Consider the following 18,059-nt stretch of genomic DNA (forward strand, 5'->3'; position numbering starts at 1 on the left):
CGTGATCGGACAGGTGTGCCCGCCCCGGGGGAGGGGCGGGCACACCTGTCAGGAAGGGGAGGCCTAGCGGTCGGTCAGCTCGCCGGTCGAGGCGAGCTGGATGACGGCCGTCGGGTCGATGGCTCCGTCGTACGCGCGGACCTCGTCGATGGCTCCGGCGAAGTACTCCGTGTTGCCGCGCAGCGAACGGCCCACCTGGAGGCCGCCGGTGGCGGCCCACAGGGTGTTGTCGACGCCCTTGGCGGAGGCCGCCAGCTGGCCGTTGACGTACAGCCGGATCTGGCCGGCGAAGGAGTCGTAGACCACGGCCAGGTGCTGGCCCACCGGGTTGGTGTCCGGCAGGGCCTGGTCGTCGGAGAAGACCTTCACCGCGGCGCCTGCCGTGTCCGAGGAGGCCACGGCCAGCTCCCAGCGCTTGGTGGCGCCCTGGTAGCGGACCTGGACCCGGTTGGTGTTGTTGCCCGGCAGCGAGAAGACCGTCTGCGAGGTGGGGGCGTCGATCGAGGTGAGCTGGACCCGCGCCGCGAGGGTGAAGCTCGCGGTTCCGGTGACCGGGGCGGCCGCCGTCGTGGCGTAGTCCCCGTTCCCGTCCAGGACCAGGTGACCGGCGCCCACCATGGGCGCGGTGGGGGCCTCGAGCGGGTCGTCCATGTTCGGGGTGTACAGGGCCGCGTTGCCCGCCAGGGTCAGGCCCTGGCCGCCGGCGATGTCCGGGGTGACACCGGACTGCGCCGAGTTGAGCTGCCAGTACCCCTTGCGCGCGGGCTTGACCGTGCTGATCTCGTTGATCTGGCCCGGCAGCAGCGGCCGGCCGAAGACGCGGACCTCGGCGAGGTCGCCGACGAAGGCGTCCTCGTAGCCCGTCTTGTCGATGTGGCGGCCGATCTGCAGCGCGCCGTACGACTTCCAGGTGGAACGGCGGACCGTTTCGCCCTTGAGGTCCTTGTTGACGTACAGCTGGATCTTGCCGGCGGCGCCGTCGTAGAGGCCCGTCAGCAGCACCCACTGGTCCTTGACGGGGGTGACCCCGGTGGACACGGCCTTCCACTCGCCGAGGGTCTCCACGTCACCGACCGGGACGGAGAACTTCCAGGTCTTGGCCACGGCGTCGTAGCCCAGGACGAAGCCCGGCTCGCCGGTGCCGTCCTGGCTGACCACCGTCATGTCACGGCTCAGGTCGGCGGGCCGCACCCAGGCACTGACGCTGAAGCCCTTGAGGGTGTCCAGCACCGTGCTGCCCGCGTCCACCCAGCTGTCGGCGGTGCCGTCGAAATGGGCCGCCGAGTCGATGGAGCCACCCGGTCCGGGGACACCGAAGGTGACACCGGGGCCGAAGCCCGCCGGGTACTTGCCCTGTTCCTCGTCGGCGGCGTTGCCGCCCGGCGCGTCGGCGAGGTTCCACTGCGCGGCGGCGGTGGCGCCGGAGGCCACGTAGAAGCTGTGGCGGGCCGTGGCGCTCGGGTGCGCCGCCTTGTCGATCGCGACGACGTCGACCCAGTGCGGGCCGGGGCGGGTGGGCGTCCACGTCACCGAGCCCGGGCCGCCCGCGGCGGCGTTGGCCACCTCCTTGTTCGGCTCGCCGTCGAAGGAATAGCGGTACTTGACGACGTCCGTGTCGGGCACGGAGTCGTTCGGGTTGGGCGAGAAGGTGAAGGTACCGGGCGCGCCGACACCGTCGTGGTACTCGTTCGTGGCCGAGTACTCGGGTGAGAACACATTCGGCTTGCCCGGGAAGGACTTGTCGTACATGAACTCGCACGTGCCGCTCCACGGCCCCCAGCCGTCGCCGTCATGGGTGGCGACGCTCCAGGAGATGGGCGTGTTCTCGGGGATCGTCGACCTGACGGTGCGCTCGAAGGGGGTCGAGGTCGTCGGCGCCTTGTACTCCGTGTCCTCCTCGTACGACTGGGCGGCGCCGGCCGCGTCCTTCCACTGGACGCGGAAGCGGACCTTCACCTGCTCACCGGAGTCGACGTCGTTGGCGACGGCACGCAGTGTCGGCGGCACGTCGGTGTAGGGCCGGCCGGACCCGGTGACGCAGGCGCCACCGGGGTTGGACGACATGGCGCTCGCGCTGATCTGGCCGGGCAGCGTGTTGTAGCTGATGGTCATGTACGCGTTGCCGCATACGCGCTTCCAGCCGCCGAAGCTGCCCTCGTCCTGCGCGCGCAGGTTCAGGAGCATCGAGTCCCAGCCGTCGTTCGCCGCAGTGCGCACGCTGTTGGTCAGGCCTCCGGAGGCACCCGACTTGAAGTGCATGTTGGCCTGCGACTCGCAGCTCGTGGGCTGGATCTTCTGGTTGAGCGTCTCCAGCGTCGTCAGCGTGGTGTTCTGGGTGTTGGACCAGTTGCTGGCACTGTCGATGTGGGCCGTACTGCCGCCGATCCGCTGGAGCTGGATGGGTTCGGCACGGGCATCGGCCCAGTACACGTGCTGGACGCGCGCGCTGAAGGTCGCGTCGAGGATCTGCTTCCCCTTGTAAAAGGACAGCGGGATCTGGAAGGCGACGCGGCGCACGCCGACACCGGCGCAGGAGGCCGCGCTGTAGTCCGTCGGGCACTTGCCGACGCCCGCGCTGCCGGAGTACTGCCACTCGCCGACCGAGGGCTTGCCCGACATCACGCCGAGCCAGCCGGAGCGGTCGGCGGTCTTCTGGATCGGGTCGATGACCACGGGGAAGACGGTGGCACCGTCGCGCAGCAGCTTCTGGTCGGGGACCAGGGTCAGCTTGTCGGCCGACACTTCGAGTCCGAGCGGGGCGGCCTTGCCGCCTCCGCCCGGGCCCTCCAGCGCGGGGGCGAGCGCCGCGGCGGCGTCCTTCCCGGTGGGCGCGTCGGCGCGGGCCGCGGACAGGGACTGCGCGACGGCCTTGGGACCCCTGGTGCGGGCGGCGGCCTCCTGGGAGGAGGCCGAGTCCCACATGCTGGGGGCGCCGGACTGGAAGACGGTGCCACCGACGGTACTGTCCACGGCGGTGACCGCGCCGTTCGCGTCCTTCTTGTACGTCAGGCCCTTGGACTTGAGGCCGAGGTCCAGGCGCGCCAGGCGGGGATCGGCGGCGGCCTGCGGGGTCTTGACGACGAGCAGGTGGCCGAAGCCGTTGGCCTCGGCCCGCACCTTGAGGTCGACGCCCGGCAGGGCGTCGGGGTAGGTGGCGGTGTCACCGTCGAGCACGGGCGCGGGGAGCTTGCCGTAGGGCCAGGTCAGCGACATCTCGCGGGTGGCGCGGCGCATCGTGACGAACGGCTTGCCCGCCTCGCCGCCCGAGAAGGTCAGGGCGACAGTGGTCGCCTTGGGCCCGACGCTGCCGTCGGCCTGCTTGACGAGGGTCTTGTCGATGTCGACCCACTTGCCGTTCTGCACGGCGTGGACCGGCTCGGTGTACTCGCGGGCCGTGTACGTGCCGTCCGGCGCGGCGAAGATCTCGCGCTGCTCGGTGCGCAGGCCGAGGACCTCGACCTGCTTCCCGCTCGTACGGGCCGCGATCCGCGCCTCGGCCTCCGTCTGGACGGGGGTGCCGACGGCAACGGGCTCCGGTCCGCGGGCCTGGTCTTCACCGGTCCACAGGTCCAGACCGAGGGTGGTGGCGACGAGGGCTCCGGCGGTGACGGCCGCGAGCGAGGCGCGGCGCAGCACGGTACGGCGCAGTCTCGTGGGCTGGGGCATCATCGGGCCACCGTTCCGAAGGTGGGGGCATCGGCGGGCAGACCGCCCTCGCCGGGCTTGAACGTCTCGATGGGTGTGCCCCCCGAGCCGCTGATCGTCCACGGGAACAGGTAGACCGCGCGGCCCCCGGCCGGGCCGTACGGCATGCCGACGTAGAGGCCGGCAGAACCGCCGCCGATGCTCATCCCGGCGTACAGGTGCGCGGCCGACGGCGTCTGGATCTCGGAGCCCGGCTCGAGGAGCTTGTCCGAGTCGCCGGGCGGTCCGACCATCCCGAACATGTGCACCATGCCCCGGTCGGCGAGACCGCTGACCGAGTCCTCGCCCGGAACGCCCACGGCGAGCCGGACGTTGGCCGCCGTGCTCGTGGCGGTGGGCTCGGTGTTGAAAGCGGCGACGCGCTGGCCGAAGCGGTCGCCCGGCTCGGACTCACCGCCGACATTGGCCACGTTCTGGTGGATCCAGCCGAGATCGGTGTAGGCGCCGGCCGCGTCGAGCTTGAGCACCTGGACGGCGCCCGCGTCGACGGTGGTGTCCAGGTCCTCGCCCGGGACACCGACGGCGAGGAGCGACTCGGTGGTGCTGGTGGCCCCGGCCGCACGGTAGGGCACCGCCGTGATCGACGTGCCGAAGACGTCGCCGTTCTCGCAGGAGCCGTACATGTTGGGGGTGTCCTGGGTGACCACGCTCAGCGGCTTGGGCGAGCCCGATGTGAGGGCGTGGCTGAAGATCGTCACCGCGCCGGCGTCAGGGATGGCCCCCTGGGCCTCACCCGGGGAGCTGACCACGAGGTGGGTGGGGGTGGCCGTGATGGCGGTGCCGAACCGGTCGTACGGCTCGGCGGCGTCGGGCACCGCTCCGGCCGTGGTCGAGTCCTGGGTGACCAAGACGGCCGTCACCGTGGTCGATCCGGAGATGTAGAAGAAGTCGCCCGCGTCGGTGATCGTGCCGACGTCCTCCCCGGGGGCGCCGAAGGCGAGGAACGGCACGCCGGTCGAGGACTTGCCCGCGGCGAGCGAGTAGCCGGTCCAGTCGTCCGTCTCAGCGGGGATGTTGGCGAGCAAGCCCGTGCCCTGGGTGTAGTCGACGGCCTCCTTGCCGGCCCCCAGGCCGGCGGGGGAACCGTAGACGACGATGACGCGGCCGGCGTCGGCCTTGGTTCCGATGTCCTCGTACGGCGCACCGACCGCCAGGTCGCTGCACCCGTCAAGGTCTGCGTCGTAGACCGCCAGCGAGTAGCCAAAGCGGTCACCCGATTCGGAGGCCCCGGCCTTCGTGACCTCCTGGGTAAGTTCGAGCACTCCCTTGCCGCCGCCGTACACGATGTGCACGACCCCGGCCTTGGACATGCCCGCCGCCGTGGCCTCCGGGTCGGCTATGGCCGTATCGCGGATTCCGTCGCCGTTGAAGTCCGCCTCGGCTCCGCTGCATCCGGCGGCCAGCGCGACCGCGGCGGCGGCCGGGGTGGACAGCGGCAGCGGCCCCGTCGTGAGGGCCAGTGCGGCGGCCACGGCTGCGAGGCCCAGCCTCCCTCTGATGGCATGCCGCACAGAAGCGCCGGGCGGCGCGGGGGTTCTTCTGATCACCTGATGTGGTCCGTCTCCGTCGAATTCGCGGGGCGCTGCAGCGCGGCTGGAATTCGGATGGAGCAGAAAACGGAGCGAAGTGACGAAAAGGAGCATCAATGCGCACGGTCAAGCGCGTTTGGCCGTTTCCCCCCGCTTGCCGTAGATCCCCACCAGGACAAGCCGCATTGAAGCGTCCGCACACCATCGCCCGCCATACACGCCTGCGACAAGGGGCGATATCCGACATCAGGCGATCTTGCTCGTTAACGGATTGATCACTTTCACGCCAAGATCCGCAAAAGTGCGAGAAAAAGCCCCGCCCGGCACCGGTATTCCGGTGCCGGGCGGGGCCGGGTGGAGCAGGGACCGCGGGGGCCGGAGATCAGCCTTCGGTCGGTGCCGAGACGGAGGGCTGCGACTGCTGCTCCGCCGCCGCGGTCTTCTTCGTCGTCCGCTTCGCCGCGGTCTTCTTGGTCGTGGCCGCCTTCTTGGCGACGGTCTTCTTCGCGGCCGCCGCCTTCTTGGCCGGTGCCTTCTTCGCCGTGGTCGTCGCCTTCTTGGCGGCCGTCTTGCGGACCGCCTTCTTGGCGGGAGCGGGCTCCTCGGCCTCGGCCGGGGCCGGGGCCTCCGGCTCGGCCGACGGGGACTCCACGACCACGATGGCCGCCTCGGCCGCGCCCGCCGGGGAACCGGCCGGGGCGGTGGCCTTACGGGTGGCACGCCGGCGCGGACGGGCCGGCGCGGCCTCGGCCACGGGGGCCTCGGCGACCGGGGCCTCCGCGACGGGCTCGGGCTCGGCCTCGGCGACGACCGGCTCGGGCTCGGGCTCCACGACCGGCTCCGGCTCCGGCACGACGACCGGCTCCGGCTCCGGCGCCACCTCGGCCGCGGGGGCCGGGGCGCCCGCCGGGGCGGTGGCCTTGCGGGTCGCCCGGCGACGGGTACGGCCCTTCGGCGCGGCCTCCTCGACCGGAGCGGCCTCGACCGGGGCGGCCTCGACCGTCTCGGCGGCCTCCACGGCCTCGGCGACGACCTCGGCGGCCGGCTCCAGGACCGTGTCGGCCGGCGCGGTGACCGGCTCGGCGACGACCTCGGCCACGGGGGCCGGGGCCGGCTCGGGCATCGGAGCGGCCGTACCGCGCGGGGCGCCCGCCGGAGCGGTCGCCTTGCGGGTGGCACGGCGGCGGTTGCGACGGCCGCTCAGACCAGCGGCGGCCTCCGCCTCGGCCGGGCTGCTGTACAGCTCCTCGTCCGCGACGAACTCCGGCTCGGGCAGCGCCCGCGGCGCGGCGGCCTCGGCGGCCACCTCCGCCTCGGTTTCAAAGGCCTCCGCCTCGACCGTCTCGATCTCGTGGTCGTGCTGGTCGAACTCGCCCTTGCCGGCGCGGCGCTTGGCGCGCTTGCCGTTGCCGCCGGCCGCGGTCGGGGTCTCCATGTGCACGATGACACCGCGGCCGTTGCAGTGGACGCAGGTCTCGGAGAAGGACTCCAGCAGACCCTGGCCCACCCGCTTGCGGGTCATCTGGACCAGGCCCAGCGAGGTGACCTCGGCCACCTGGTGCTTGGTGCGGTCGCGGCCCAGGCACTCCAGCATGCGCCGCAGGACCAGGTCGCGGTTGGACTCCAGGACCATGTCGATGAAGTCGATGACGACGATGCCGCCCAGGTCGCGCAGCCGCAGCTGGCGCACGATCTCCTCGGCCGCCTCCAGGTTGTTCCTGGTGACGGTCTCCTCGAGGTTGCCGCCCTGACCGGTGAACTTGCCGGTGTTGACGTCGATGACGATCATCGCCTCGGTCTTGTCGATCACAAGCGAACCGCCCGAGGGCAGCCACACCTTGCGGTCGAGCGCCTTGGCGAGCTGCTCGTCGATCCGGTACGTCGCGAAGACGTCGACCTCGGAGGTCCAGCGCTGGAGCCGGTCGGCCAGGTCCGGGGCGACGTGCGACACGTAGCCGTGGATGGTCTCCCAGGCGCCGTCACCGCTGACGATGACCTTCGAGAAGTCCTCGTTGAAGATGTCGCGCACGACGCGGACGGTCATGTCCGGCTCGCCGTACAGCAGGCTCGGCGACGACGTCGTGATCTGCTTCGACTTCTTCTGGATGTCCTCCCACTGGGCCTGCAGACGCTCGACGTCGCGGCGCAGCTCGTCCTCGCTCGCGCCCTCGGCGGCGGTGCGCACGATGACACCCGCGTCCTCGGGGACGATCTTCTTGAGGATGGTCTTCAGGCGCGCGCGCTCGGTGTCGGGCAGCTTGCGGCTGATGCCGGTCATCGAGCCCTCGGGCACGTAGACCAGGTAGCGGCCGGGCAGCGAGACCTGGCTGGTCAGGCGGGCACCCTTGTGGCCGATCGGGTCCTTGGTGACCTGCACCAGGACCGACTGGCCGGACTTGAGGGCGGACTCGATGCGGCGCGGCCCGTTGGCCATGCCGAGCGCCTCGAAGTTGACCTCGCCGGCGTACAGGACCGCGTTGCGGCCCTTGCCGATGTCGATGAAGGCGGCCTCCATGGACGGCAGCACGTTCTGGACCTTGCCCAGGTAGACGTTGCCGACGTACGAGGTGGCCTCTTCCTTGTTGACGTAGTGCTCGACGAGCACGTTGTCCTCGAGGACGCCGATCTGGGTGCGCTCGCCGGACTGGCGGACGACCATCACGCGCTCGACGGCCTCACGGCGGGCCAGGAACTCGGCCTCGGTGATGATCGGAACGCGGCGGCGGCCCTGCTCGCGGCCCTCGCGGCGGCGCTGCTTCTTCGCCTCCAGGCGGGTCGAGCCCTTGATGGACTGGACCTCGTCGGAGGAGGTGGACTCGGCGCGCTCGCGGGCCGGGCGCGGCTCGCGGACCTTGACGACGGTGCGTACGCCGTCCTCCTCGCCCGCGGCCTCGGCGGTGACGTCGGCGGGCTCACCGCTGCGACGGCGACGACGGCGGCGGCGACGGCTGGAGCTGGAACCGAGGGCCTCTTCGGACTCCTCTTCCTCCTCCTCTTCGGCCTCCTGCTCGGCGGCCTCGGCGGCGGTGTCCTCGGCGGACTCGTCGAGGTCGGCGGCCTCACCGCGGCGGCGGCGACGGCCCCCACGGCGGCGGCGGCGCGAGGGGCGCTCGCCCGACTCGTCGCCCTCCTCGTACTCCTCTTCGATCTCGGCGGCCTCGGCCTCCGGCTCCTCCTCGGCGAGCACCTCGGGAAGGGAGACCGGCGCGGACTCGGCGACCGGGGCGGCCTCGGCGGCGCCGCGGCCACGGCGGCGGCGACGGCCGGCCGGCTGCGGGGCCGGGGCCTGGACGGCCTCCGCCTCGAGCTCGGTCTCTTCCTCTTCCTCGACCTCTTCGGCCGGGGCGGCGGCGCGGGCGGCCATGGCGGCCATCGCGGCGGTCTCGGGGGTCTGGAACATCGGCTCGGCGAAGACCGGGGCCTGGAAGACGGCCACGGCGGGACGCGCGGCGCGGCGGGCACGGGCCGGGGCGGCGGGCGCCTCGGCCTCGGCGGCGGGCTGCGCGGGGGCGGCCGGAGCCGCCGGAGCCGCCGGGGCGGAGGACCGGGTGGCGCGGCGGCGGCCGCCGCGCTTCGGGGAGTCCAGCGCGTCGGCGACGGTGAAGGTACGGGCGGCGGCCTTGGGGGCCTCTTCCACCTCGGCCGGGGCCGCGGGGGCCTCCTCGGCGGGAGCCGCCTCGGCGGGGGCGGGGGCGGCGACGGCGCGCGTGGCGCGGCGGCGGGCCCGCGGAGCGGGAGCGGCGGGCTCCTCGGCCTCGACGGCGGCCGGAGCCTCCGCCACGGGGGCCGGGGCGGCCTCCACGGCCGCAGCGCTCTCGCCGGCGGGGGCGGCGACGGCACGGGTCGCACGGCGACGGGCACGCGGAGCCGGAGCCGCGGGCTCCTCGGCGACCGGGGCGGCAGCGTCGGCGGCCGGGGCCTCGACGGCGGTCTCCGCGGCCGGAGCCTCGGGAGCGGCCACGGCGCGCGTCGCACGGCGGCGGGTACGGGGGGCGGGAGCGGCCGGAGCCTCCTCCTCGACCGCCGGGGCGGCCTCGGCGGCGGGAGCCTCCGGGGCTGCGGAGGCGCGGGTCGCACGGCGGCGGGCCCGCGGAGCGGGAGCGGCGGGCTCCTCGACGGCGGGGGCAGCGGCGGCGGCCGGGGCCTCGACGACGACCTCGGCGGCCGCAGCCTCGGGAGCGGCCACGGCGCGGGTCGCGCGGCGGCGGGTACGGGCGGGGGCGGCGGCCGGGGCGGCCTCCTCCGCGGGGGCGGCCGGAGCGGCCTCGGTCACCGGGGTCGCCTCGGCAGCGGTGGCGCCGGGCGGCCCGGCGGGCCGGGAGGCGGCGCGGCGGCGCCTGCGCGGAGGCAGGTTGTCGCTCGGGCTGTTGTTGTCGGCGGTGGTGTCGATTTCGTTGTCGTTCATTGCGGGCGGTTCTCCCGTCACGCTCCCGGGCGCCGCGGCTGACGTCCGGTCCGGCACGGCGTCCGCGTGATGAACGCGGAGCCGGCCTCCGGGGCGCGTTCGCCACACGGGAGCTGTAGTCCATGGCCGCCGGTTCCGTACGTAGGTCCGTACGGCCTGGCGGAAGTCTTCAGGTCTGTGCGCTGCCCGACCCAGGTGGCTCCCGAGTGCCAGGGCGGCGCGACGACGACGGTCCCTACGCGGCGGGACCTTCCGGCGCCTTCGCGTCGGCGGCTACGGCGGCCGTGGGTGGGGCGGCCGTGACAGCCTCGCGGTCGGGCGCGAGCGGGTCGGTCACCGTGCCGGACTCCTCGTCGAAGAGCCCCTGCGCCAGCCTGGTCACCGCTGAGGGGACCGGCGGCGCCAGGTCGGCCACAGCTCGGAGACCGGACAGGACGTCGTCGGGTCGCACGGCAGGTGTCAGATGCCGAACAACCAGGCGCAGTATCGCACAGGCACTGTCCAGCGGCCTATCAGCCTGGGCGGAAAGGGCCTCCAGACTGACGACCGCGCTTCGGGTGTCGAAGGTCCGCATGCCGTTCTTGGTCCGGCGCTGGACCTCCACGGTCTCGGCGGCGAGGAAGGCCGCCACGGCCCGCTCGGCTTCGGCGGGCTCCACGCCGTCCAGGCGCATCTCCCATACGGAGGCGGTCAGCCGGTCCGCGAGGCCGGAGGTGCGGGCCTCGACGGCGTCGACGATGTCGAGGCCGGCCGGCATCGACTCGTCGAGCAGTTCGCGCAGCTTCTCGGGGTCACGGGCCTCGGCGAGGCCGATCTCCAGGTACTCCGCCTCGCTGCCGGTCCCGGTCGGGGCGGCGTTCGCGTACGAGACGCGCGGGTGCGGGGTGAAGCCGGCCGAATAGGCCATCGGCACCTCGGCGCGGCGCAGGGCCCGCTCGAAGGCGCGCTGGAAGTCGCGGTGGCTGGTGAACCGGAGGCGGCCGCGCTTGGTGTAGCGCAGTCGGATGCGCTGCACCACCGGTGCGGGAGGCGGGCCTTCGGGCTGTCGCTTGCCCAGTGGTTCTTCTCCTTGTGCGGGGCTCCGCGGCTCGCGCGTCGCCCTGAGGTCGTCTCGACCCGCTCCGGCTCACCCCTGCCGTTGGCGCAGGGAGATCTCGTCTGCGGGTGCCGCGTCGGCGGCTGTCGTACTACCCAGAGTACGCGCCCGTGACCTCGCCGGTTCCCGGGGAGGAGTACCGAAGAGCACCCTTCGCACCTCGGCGCGCACCTCCCGGACGGTCTCGCGGGCGGTTCGCCACACCGCGCGCAGGAGGTGCCCGGCCGGCGTCAGCACGTACCGGTACACCTGCGACAGGGGCCACCCGACGAGCACCCACCCGACCGCCTTGGCCCCCCGCCACAGCGCACCGGTGATCACCCCGGCCACGCGCCAGGCCCAGCCGAGGACCTGCCCGAGCGGGGTGAGCACGTACCGGTAGAGGGGCCGCAGCACGTACCGGTGGGCGGCGGCGGCCAGCCACACCAGGGCCCGCCCGACCGGCACGAGCACATACCGCCAGGTCGCCCGGGCCAGGGGCAGGATCAGGCAGCCGTACAGCACCCGTCCGACGGGGGCGAGGAGGTACGCGTACAGCCAGGCCCCCACGGGCCGCAGCACGTACCGCCACAGCGCGGCCCACGGCCAGACGAAGACCAGCCTGAGCAGGGTGGCCACCACCCACCCGAGGGCCCGCACCACCGGTTCGAGCACGTACTCCCACAGCGGCGCGAACACGTACCGCGCCAGCCCGCGGCCGAGGGCGGCGAGCAGCTCGCACACCACCCGTACGGGCAGCACGATCAGCACCGCCACGATCTTCACGGGGATCCGGACGGCTCCGGCCAGGCAGCCGTCGCCCTGCGGGGACCGCGGATTGTCTCGTTCCATGATCCTACTGACACACGAGAGGCCCCCGGCCGTTGCGGCGGGGGGCCTCTCGATACGCAGGCGTTACTTGACGACGGTCAGCGGCAGGAGCTTCTTGCCGGTCGGGCCGATCTGGATGTGCGTGTCCATCTGAGAACAGAAGCCCACGCGTCGACAACCGGAGGCAGGGGCCGTCGTTGGCAGGACGTGATGACACCCATGAACGAGAAGCAGGGCACGCTCATAGCCGGCGTTCACTGGAGGGAGCCCGACCTTGCGGTGCTCGATGAGCTCCGACAGGCCGAGAACGCGCTTCCTGCGGATGCCCCACGGGCCCTGATATCGGTGAGGCTGTCGGCGCTCACCGCGGACACGACGTCGCCCGTGCGTCAGGAGCTCGAACTGCGCAGCCTGGCCCGGGAACGAGGGTTGCGTGTCGTGGGTGTCGCCAGGGACCTCAACGTCTCGGCCACCCGGGTCCCGCCTTGGCAGCGTAAAGAACTGGGATGCTGGCTGAACGACCGTGCGCCGGAGTTCGACGTGATCCTCTTCTGGAAGATGGATCGGTTCGTCCGGCGGGTGACCGACCTCAGCACCATGATCGATTGGTGTTCGGCCCACGGGAAGAACCTCATGTCGAAGCACGACGCCATCGACCTGTCCACCCCGCTCGGGAGGGCCACGGCAGAGGTCATCGGCGCTTTGGCGGAGATCGAGACGGGCAGCACGAGCGCCAGGGTGTCAAGCCTCTGGGACTACGCCAAAACGCAGTCGGACTGGCTCGTGGGGAAGCCGCCCTACGGGTACGTGACCGATGGCGGCGGAAAGCTGGTCATCGAGCCGCAGGCCCAGCGTGTGCTGCGATGGTGTTACGGCGCGGCGATGCGCGGAGTCTCGGCCCGTCGCATGACCACGGTGCTCACCCGCGGCGGGCTTCCCACCGGTGGTGGCGGGCAGTGGACGGCCAGCACGCTGCTGAGGAGATTGCGGAACCCCGCACTGATGGGTCTGCGCGTCGTGGAGGACAAGGATGGCGGCGTCCGCCGGTCAACAGTCGTCCGCGACAAGGACGGTGTTCCCGTTCGCGTGGCCGATCCGATCTTCACCGAGTCCGAGTGGCAGAGCCTTCAGACAGCCCTCGACCAGCGGAGCAGGTCGCAACCGCCCCGCAATCCGGGTGGCGCGACCGCTTTTCTGGGGGTTCTGGTCTGCACGGACTGCCGCACGAACATGACGGTCCAGCGGTCCTGCGTCCACGGCCGCACCTACGCCTACCTGCGCTGCCGGAATTGTCCGAGCGGAGGCTTGGGCGCTCCCGACCCGGATGCCGTGTACCGAAGGCTGTACACGCGTGTCCTGACCGCACTGGGTACGCGGCCGGTGCGCACACGGGAATACGTGCATGGACAGGTGGACTCCCCTCGACGGTCCGAGCCGCATTGGAGCATCTCGGCAAGCGGGGAAACCTTCCGCGACCGCTGGGAACGCGAGGGCCGGGAGGTCATGGCCGACGACCTGCGGCGGGCGGGAGTCACCTGCCGGATCAGCCGTACGAAAATCCCCAGGACCAGGGCACCCGAGATCGAGCTGGAGCTCCGCATTCCACCCGACGCCGAGGAGCGACTGATCGTCAAGCGGGAGGTCTTCCCCGACGTCGTCCGCTGACGCCGTCGGCCCCGTCCGGATGGACGGGGCCGACGGGGGCGGGGCCGCTACTTGTTGACGACCGTCAGCGGCAGGAGCTTCTTGCCGGTCGGGCCGATCTGGATGTCGAGTCCGAGCTGCGGGCAGACGCCGCAGTCGAAGCACGGGGTCCAGCGGCAGTCCTCGACCTCGGTCTCGTCCAGGGCGTCCTGCCAGTCCTCCCAGAGCCAGTCCTTGTCGAGGCCGGAGTCCAGGTGGTCCCAGGGCAGGACCTCCTCGTAGGTGCGCTCGCGCGTGGTGTACCAGGCCACGTCCACGCCGTACGCGGGCAGCGTCTTCTCGGCGGCCTGCATCCAGCGGTCGTACGAGAAGTGCTCGCGCCAGCCGTCGAAGCGGCCGCCGTCCTCGTAGACGGCGCGGATGACGTCGCCGATGCGGCGGTCGCCGCGCGAGAGGAGACCCTCGACGATGCCGGGCTTGCCGTCGTGGTAGCGGAAGCCGATGGAACGGCCGTACTTCTTGTCGCCGCGGATCTTGTCCCGGAGCTTGCCCAGGCGGGCGTCCGTCTCCTCGGCAGAGAGCTGCGGCGCCCACTGGAACGGGGTGTGCGGCTTCGGCACGAATCCGCCGATGGACACCGTGCAGCGGATGTCGTTCTGGCCGGAGACCTCGCGCCCCTTGGCGATGACGTTGACCGCCATGTCGCCGATCTGGAGGACGTCCTCGTCGGTCTCGGTCGGCAGGCCGCACATGAAGTACAGCTTCACCTGGCGCCAGCCGTTGCCGTAGGCGGTGGCGACGGTGCGGATCAGGTCCTCTTCCGACACCATCTTGTTGATGACCTTGCGCATGCGCTCGGAGCCGCCCTCGGGGGCGAAGGTCAGGCCGGAGCGGCGCCCGTTGCGGGTCAGCTCGTTGGCCAGGTCGACGTTGAAGGCGTCCACGCGGGTCGAGGGGAGGGACAGGCCCACCTTGTCGTCCGTGTAGCGGTCCGCGAGGCCCTTGGCGATGTCGGCGATCTCCGTGTGGTCCGCGGAGGAGAGGGACAGGAGACCCACCTCCTCGAAGCCCGTGGCCTTCAGGCCGCGCTCCACCATCTCGCCGATGCCGGTGATGCTTCGCTCCCGCACGGGGCGCGTGATCATGCCGGCCTGGCAGAAACGGCAGCCGCGGGTGCAGCCGCGGAAGATCTCCACGGACATGCGCTCGTGGACGGTCTCGGCGAGCGGGACCAGGGGCTGCTTGGGGTACGGCCACTCGTCGAGGTCCATGACCGTGTGCTTGGACACGCGCCACGGCACGCCGGAGCGGTTCGGGACGACGCGGCCGATGCGGCCGTCCGGCAGGTACTCCACGTCGTAGAAGCCGGGGACGTAGATGTTGCCGGTCTTGGCGAGGCGCAGGAGGAGCTCCTCGCGCCCGCCGGGCCGGCCCTCCGCCTTCCAGGCGCGGATGATCTCGGTCATGTCGAGGACGGCCTGCTCGCCGTCGCCGATGACCGCCGCGTCGATGAAGTCCGCGATCGGCTCGGGGTTGAAGGCGGCGTGGCCGCCCGCCAGGACGATCGGGTGGTCGACCGTACGGTCCTTGGACTCCAGCGGAATGCCCGCGAGGTCCAGGGCCGTGAGCATGTTCGTGTAGCCCAGCTCCGTGGAGAAGGACAGGCCGAACACGTCGAAGGCCGACACGGGCCGGTGGCTGTCCACGGTGAACTGCGGGACCTTGTGCTCGCGCATGAGCGCTTCCAGGTCCGGCCACACCGAGTACGTGCGCTCCGCGAGCACGCCCTCGCGCTCGTTCAGCACCTCGTAGAGGATCATGACGCCCTGGTTGGGCAGCCCGACCTCGTACGCGTCCGGGTACATGAGCGCCCAGCGGACGTCGCAGCTCTCCCACTCCTTGACCGTGGAGTTGAGCTCACCACCGACGTACTGGATGGGCTTCTGCACGTGCGGAAGCAGGGCCTCAAGCTGAGGGAAGACCGACTCGGTCATCACGCGACTTTCGTGAAGCGGGCAGGGGGCAGCTCTCAAGCGTACCCCCAGGCCCGGCCGCCCCCACCCACATGATCATTCCAATGCGGACCTCAGGGCCGGGTCCGAGGCCTTCGCCCAGAGGTGCGGCAGCTCCCGCTCGCTCCGCTCGGCCAGGGCTGCCTCGCGGCCGTGGAGCAGCCCCCAGGTGAAGGCGGACTCCCCCGCGCCGGCCGCTTGGACGCCGAGGCCGCGCAGGGCGTCGCGGGCCACGACGCTGTCCTGGTGTTCGCCGAGCAGGGACTGGACCTTCTTCACGGCCTTGGCCAGGCGTTTCGCTGCCTTGCCGAGGGCCGGTACGGCCGCGTCCGCCGCGTACCGGGCGCGCTTGGCCGCCTTGCGGGCGTCGTGCAGGGCCACGTCGCGCTCGTGGCCGGGCGGGAGGGCGAGCGCCTTCTCGATCCGGCCGGCGAGGCGCTCGTAGTCGTGCAGCACGGCCTTCGGCAGGACGCGTTCGGCCCGCCCGTGGGCGGCCTTCAGCAGCGGGGGCCGGTCGAGCAGGGCGTCGAGGGAGTCGAGGAGGGCCAGGTAGCGCTCGCTGTCGAGCGCGTCGAGCACCCGGCGGCGCGACTCGGTGGCGCGGGCGGCGTTCCAGATCTTCAGCCGGCCGCGGACGGGGCCCAGCAGCAGGGTGCCCGGCAGCTCGTCGAGGCGGGTCCGGATCCGTTTCAGCAGGACCTCCTGGTCGCGGTCGGCGCCGAGTTCGGCGGCGAGCCAGCGCAGTTCCTCGCCGAGCGGGTCGGTGGCCCCGCGGTCCAGCACCTTGCGGTAGGTCTTGAAGGCGCTGCGCAGCCGGCGGGTGGCGACGCGCATCTGGTGGACGGAGTCGGGGAGCTGCCGCCGCACGGCCGGGTCCTGTGCGATCAGGGAGTCGCGCTGGTCCCGCAGGTACGCCAGGACGTGGGCGCCCGCCGTTCCGTCGGGGCCGTCGTCGCCGGTCCGGGCCGGCGCCGTGCCGGTCTCGGCCAGCGCCCGGGCGAGCTTCGAAGGGGCGTCGGAGACCTTGAGCCCGGCCTTGCGGAAGGTCTTCTCGACCTCGTCGAGCAGCGTGGGGTCGGCCCCGTCGGCGAGCTCCACCTCGACTTCGGTCCAGTCGGCGCCGGCTTCGCCCCGCTCGGCCCGCACCGTGTCGGTGCTCAGTTCCGCGAGCAGGGCTCCGTCGGCGTCCAGGAGGTGGCTGACGCGGCGCGAGGAGAGGAGCCGGACCTGCGGCTGGAGGGTCGAGCGGCGTACCCGGGAGCGGACGAGGGCGGCGAGCGCGGGCGGGACGGTGTCGCTGAGTGCCACCCCGATCTCGTCGCGGACGCCCGGGGAGACGGGGAGCTTGAGGTGCCAGCCCGCGTCCTTGCCGCCCGTTCTGCGCCGCAGGGTGAGACCGGCGGCGGCGAGCCGCTGGTCCGGGGTGTCGTAGTAGACGGCGTCGAGGTCGACGGTGCCCTGGTCGGAGACGGCCGCGATCGTGGCCGTCCCCGTCAGGTCCGGTACCTCGCGCCGGGCGGCCCCGGACCGCGTCGCGCCGCCCTGCGTGAACTCGAATTTCCGCTCGATCTCGCGTTTCGTGTCCGCCATGCATCGAAGGTAGTCCCGAACGGATCACCTCGACAGGGCGCCACCCGGATCAGGACGCCACCCGGATCAGGCGGACAAGGGCCGTTGCACCTTGATGGACTGCAACAGCCCGATGGCCACCCACACCGCGAACATCGACGAACCCCCGTACGAGACGAAGGGCAGCGGAAGTCCGGCCACCGGCATGATGCCGAGGGTCATCCCGATGTTCTCGAAGGACTGGAAGGCGAACCAGGCGATGATCCCGGCGCACACGATGGTCCCGTAGAGCTCGGTGGTCTCGCGGGCGATCATGCAGGCCCGCCACAGGATGATGCCCAGCAGCGCCAGGATCAGGCCGGCTCCGATGAAGCCCAGTTCCTCCCCCGCGACCGTGAAGACGAAGTCGGTCTGCTGCTCGGGCACGAACTGGCCGGTGGTCTGCGAGCCCTTGAAGAGCCCGGAGCCGGTCAGGCCGCCGGAGCCGATCGCGATGCGGGCCTGGTTGGTGTTGTAGCCGACGCCCGCCGGGTCGAGTTCGGGGTTGGCGAAGGCCGCGAAGCGGTTGATCTGGTACTCGTCGAGGACGCCGAGCTGCCAGACCAGGATGGCTCCGCCGGCGCCGGAGCCGATCAGGCCGAGCACCCAGCGGTTGGAGGCGCCGGAGGCCAGCAGCACGCCGAGGACGATGACGACCATGACCATGACGGAGCCGAGGTCGGGCATCAGCATGACGATGCCCATCGGGGCGGCCGCCAGGCACAGCGCCTTGACGACCGTGCGGTGGTCGGGATGGGTCAGGTCGCCCGCGTCGACCCGTGTGGCCAGCAGCATCGCCATGACCAGGATGATCGTGATCTTCACGAACTCGGAGGGCTGGAGGGAGAATCCGCCGCCGATCACGATCCAGGCGTGGGCGCCGTTGATGGTGGCGCCGAGCGGGGTGAGCACGGCGATGATCAGCACCAGTGAGATCCCGTAGAGGATCGGCACGGCGCCGCGCAGGGTGCGGTGGCCGAGCCAGACGGTGCCGATCATCAGCACGAGGCCGATGCCGGTGTTCAGGGCGTGCCGTTCGAGGAAGTAGTACGGGTCTCCCTGGTTCAGCGAGGTCCGGTTGCGGGTCGCCGACCACACCAGCAGGCAGCCGATGAGGGACAGCGCGAGCGAGGAGAGGAGTATCGGCCAGTCGAGCCGGCGCACGACCGAGTCGCGGGCGGTGAGCTTGGCCATCGCCCCGCGCTCGGGCGCGTACCGGGAGACGGAGAACTTGTTGGCGGTCTGCATGT

General features: G+C 72.1%; 9 protein-coding genes. 1 reads left to right on the forward strand and 8 read right to left on the reverse strand.

Annotation, left to right across the window (positions count from 1 at the left end):
* Window positions 1-63 precede the first annotated feature (63 nt).
* The 5 genes from ACIP5M_RS30705 to ACIP5M_RS30725 form a co-directional block, all read right to left on the reverse strand.
* Window positions 64-3,669, reverse strand: a complete 3,606-nt coding sequence (locus tag ACIP5M_RS30705) for a LamG domain-containing protein (protein ID WP_401202699.1) — start codon at window positions 3,667-3,669, stop codon at window positions 64-66.
* A complete protein-coding gene (locus tag ACIP5M_RS30710) occupies window positions 3,666-5,177 on the reverse strand; it encodes an integrin alpha (protein ID WP_401202702.1) in 1,512 nt (503 codons plus the stop codon). Before ACIP5M_RS30710 ends, ACIP5M_RS30705 begins: the two co-directional genes overlap by 4 nt.
* A 439-nt stretch (window positions 5,178-5,616) precedes the next feature.
* Window positions 5,617-9,639 (reverse strand): ribonuclease E/G, encoded by a 4,023-nt coding sequence (locus ACIP5M_RS30715; protein ID WP_401202705.1) that lies wholly within the window; start codon window positions 9,637-9,639, stop codon window positions 5,617-5,619.
* Between the two features lie 235 nt (window positions 9,640-9,874).
* Window positions 9,875-10,654, reverse strand: a complete 780-nt coding sequence (locus ACIP5M_RS30720; protein ID WP_401202707.1) for a TIGR03936 family radical SAM-associated protein — start codon at window positions 10,652-10,654, stop codon at window positions 9,875-9,877.
* A gap of 111 nt (window positions 10,655-10,765) precedes the next feature.
* Window positions 10,766-11,566 (reverse strand): hypothetical protein, encoded by an 801-nt coding sequence (locus ACIP5M_RS30725; RefSeq protein WP_401202709.1) that lies wholly within the window; start codon window positions 11,564-11,566, stop codon window positions 10,766-10,768.
* Window positions 11,567-11,764: 198 nt separating this feature from the next.
* Here ACIP5M_RS30725 and ACIP5M_RS30730 point away from each other — a divergent pair, with 198 nt between their 5' ends.
* A complete protein-coding gene (locus tag ACIP5M_RS30730) occupies window positions 11,765-13,210 on the forward strand; it encodes a recombinase family protein (RefSeq protein WP_401202712.1) in 1,446 nt (481 codons plus the stop codon).
* A 47-nt stretch (window positions 13,211-13,257) separates the two neighbouring features.
* Here ACIP5M_RS30730 and ACIP5M_RS30735 read toward each other — a convergent pair whose 3' ends face one another.
* The 3 genes from ACIP5M_RS30735 to rodA form a co-directional block, all read right to left on the reverse strand.
* Entirely contained in the window at window positions 13,258-15,186 is a 1,929-nt protein-coding gene (locus ACIP5M_RS30735) for a TIGR03960 family B12-binding radical SAM protein (RefSeq protein WP_401202715.1), read from the reverse strand.
* 72 nt (window positions 15,187-15,258) lie between these two features.
* The gene (locus tag ACIP5M_RS30740) at window positions 15,259-16,791 is read right to left on the reverse strand and encodes a CHAD domain-containing protein (RefSeq protein ID WP_401202718.1); all 1,533 of its coding nucleotides are present in this window, start codon (window positions 16,789-16,791) and stop codon (window positions 15,259-15,261) included.
* A gap of 66 nt (window positions 16,792-16,857) precedes the next feature.
* Window positions 16,858-18,057, reverse strand: a complete 1,200-nt coding sequence (gene rodA, locus ACIP5M_RS30745; protein ID WP_401202721.1) for a rod shape-determining protein RodA — start codon at window positions 18,055-18,057, stop codon at window positions 16,858-16,860.
* Window positions 18,058-18,059 lie beyond the last annotated feature (2 nt).

It is taken from the genome of Streptomyces sp. NPDC088762 (assembly GCF_044750905.1).
Taxonomy (GTDB): domain Bacteria; phylum Actinomycetota; class Actinomycetes; order Streptomycetales; family Streptomycetaceae; genus Streptomyces.

Excerpts from the sequence above, each read along its gene's own strand:
- ACIP5M_RS30705 (WP_401202699.1), bottom strand. The coding sequence starts at position 3,669 with ATGATGCCCCAGCCCACGAGACTGCGCCGTACCGTGCTGCGCCGCGCC.
- ACIP5M_RS30715 (WP_401202705.1), bottom strand. The coding sequence starts at position 9,639 with ATGAACGACAACGAAATCGACACCACCGCCGACAACAACAGCCCGAGC.
- ACIP5M_RS30725 (WP_401202709.1), bottom strand. The coding sequence starts at position 11,566 with ATGGAACGAGACAATCCGCGGTCCCCGCAGGGCGACGGCTGCCTGGCC.
- ACIP5M_RS30730 (WP_401202712.1), top strand. The coding sequence starts at position 11,765 with ATGAACGAGAAGCAGGGCACGCTCATAGCCGGCGTTCACTGGAGGGAG.
- ACIP5M_RS30740 (WP_401202718.1), bottom strand. The coding sequence starts at position 16,791 with ATGGCGGACACGAAACGCGAGATCGAGCGGAAATTCGAGTTCACGCAG.
- rodA (WP_401202721.1), bottom strand. The coding sequence starts at position 18,057 with ATGCAGACCGCCAACAAGTTCTCCGTCTCCCGGTACGCGCCCGAGCGC.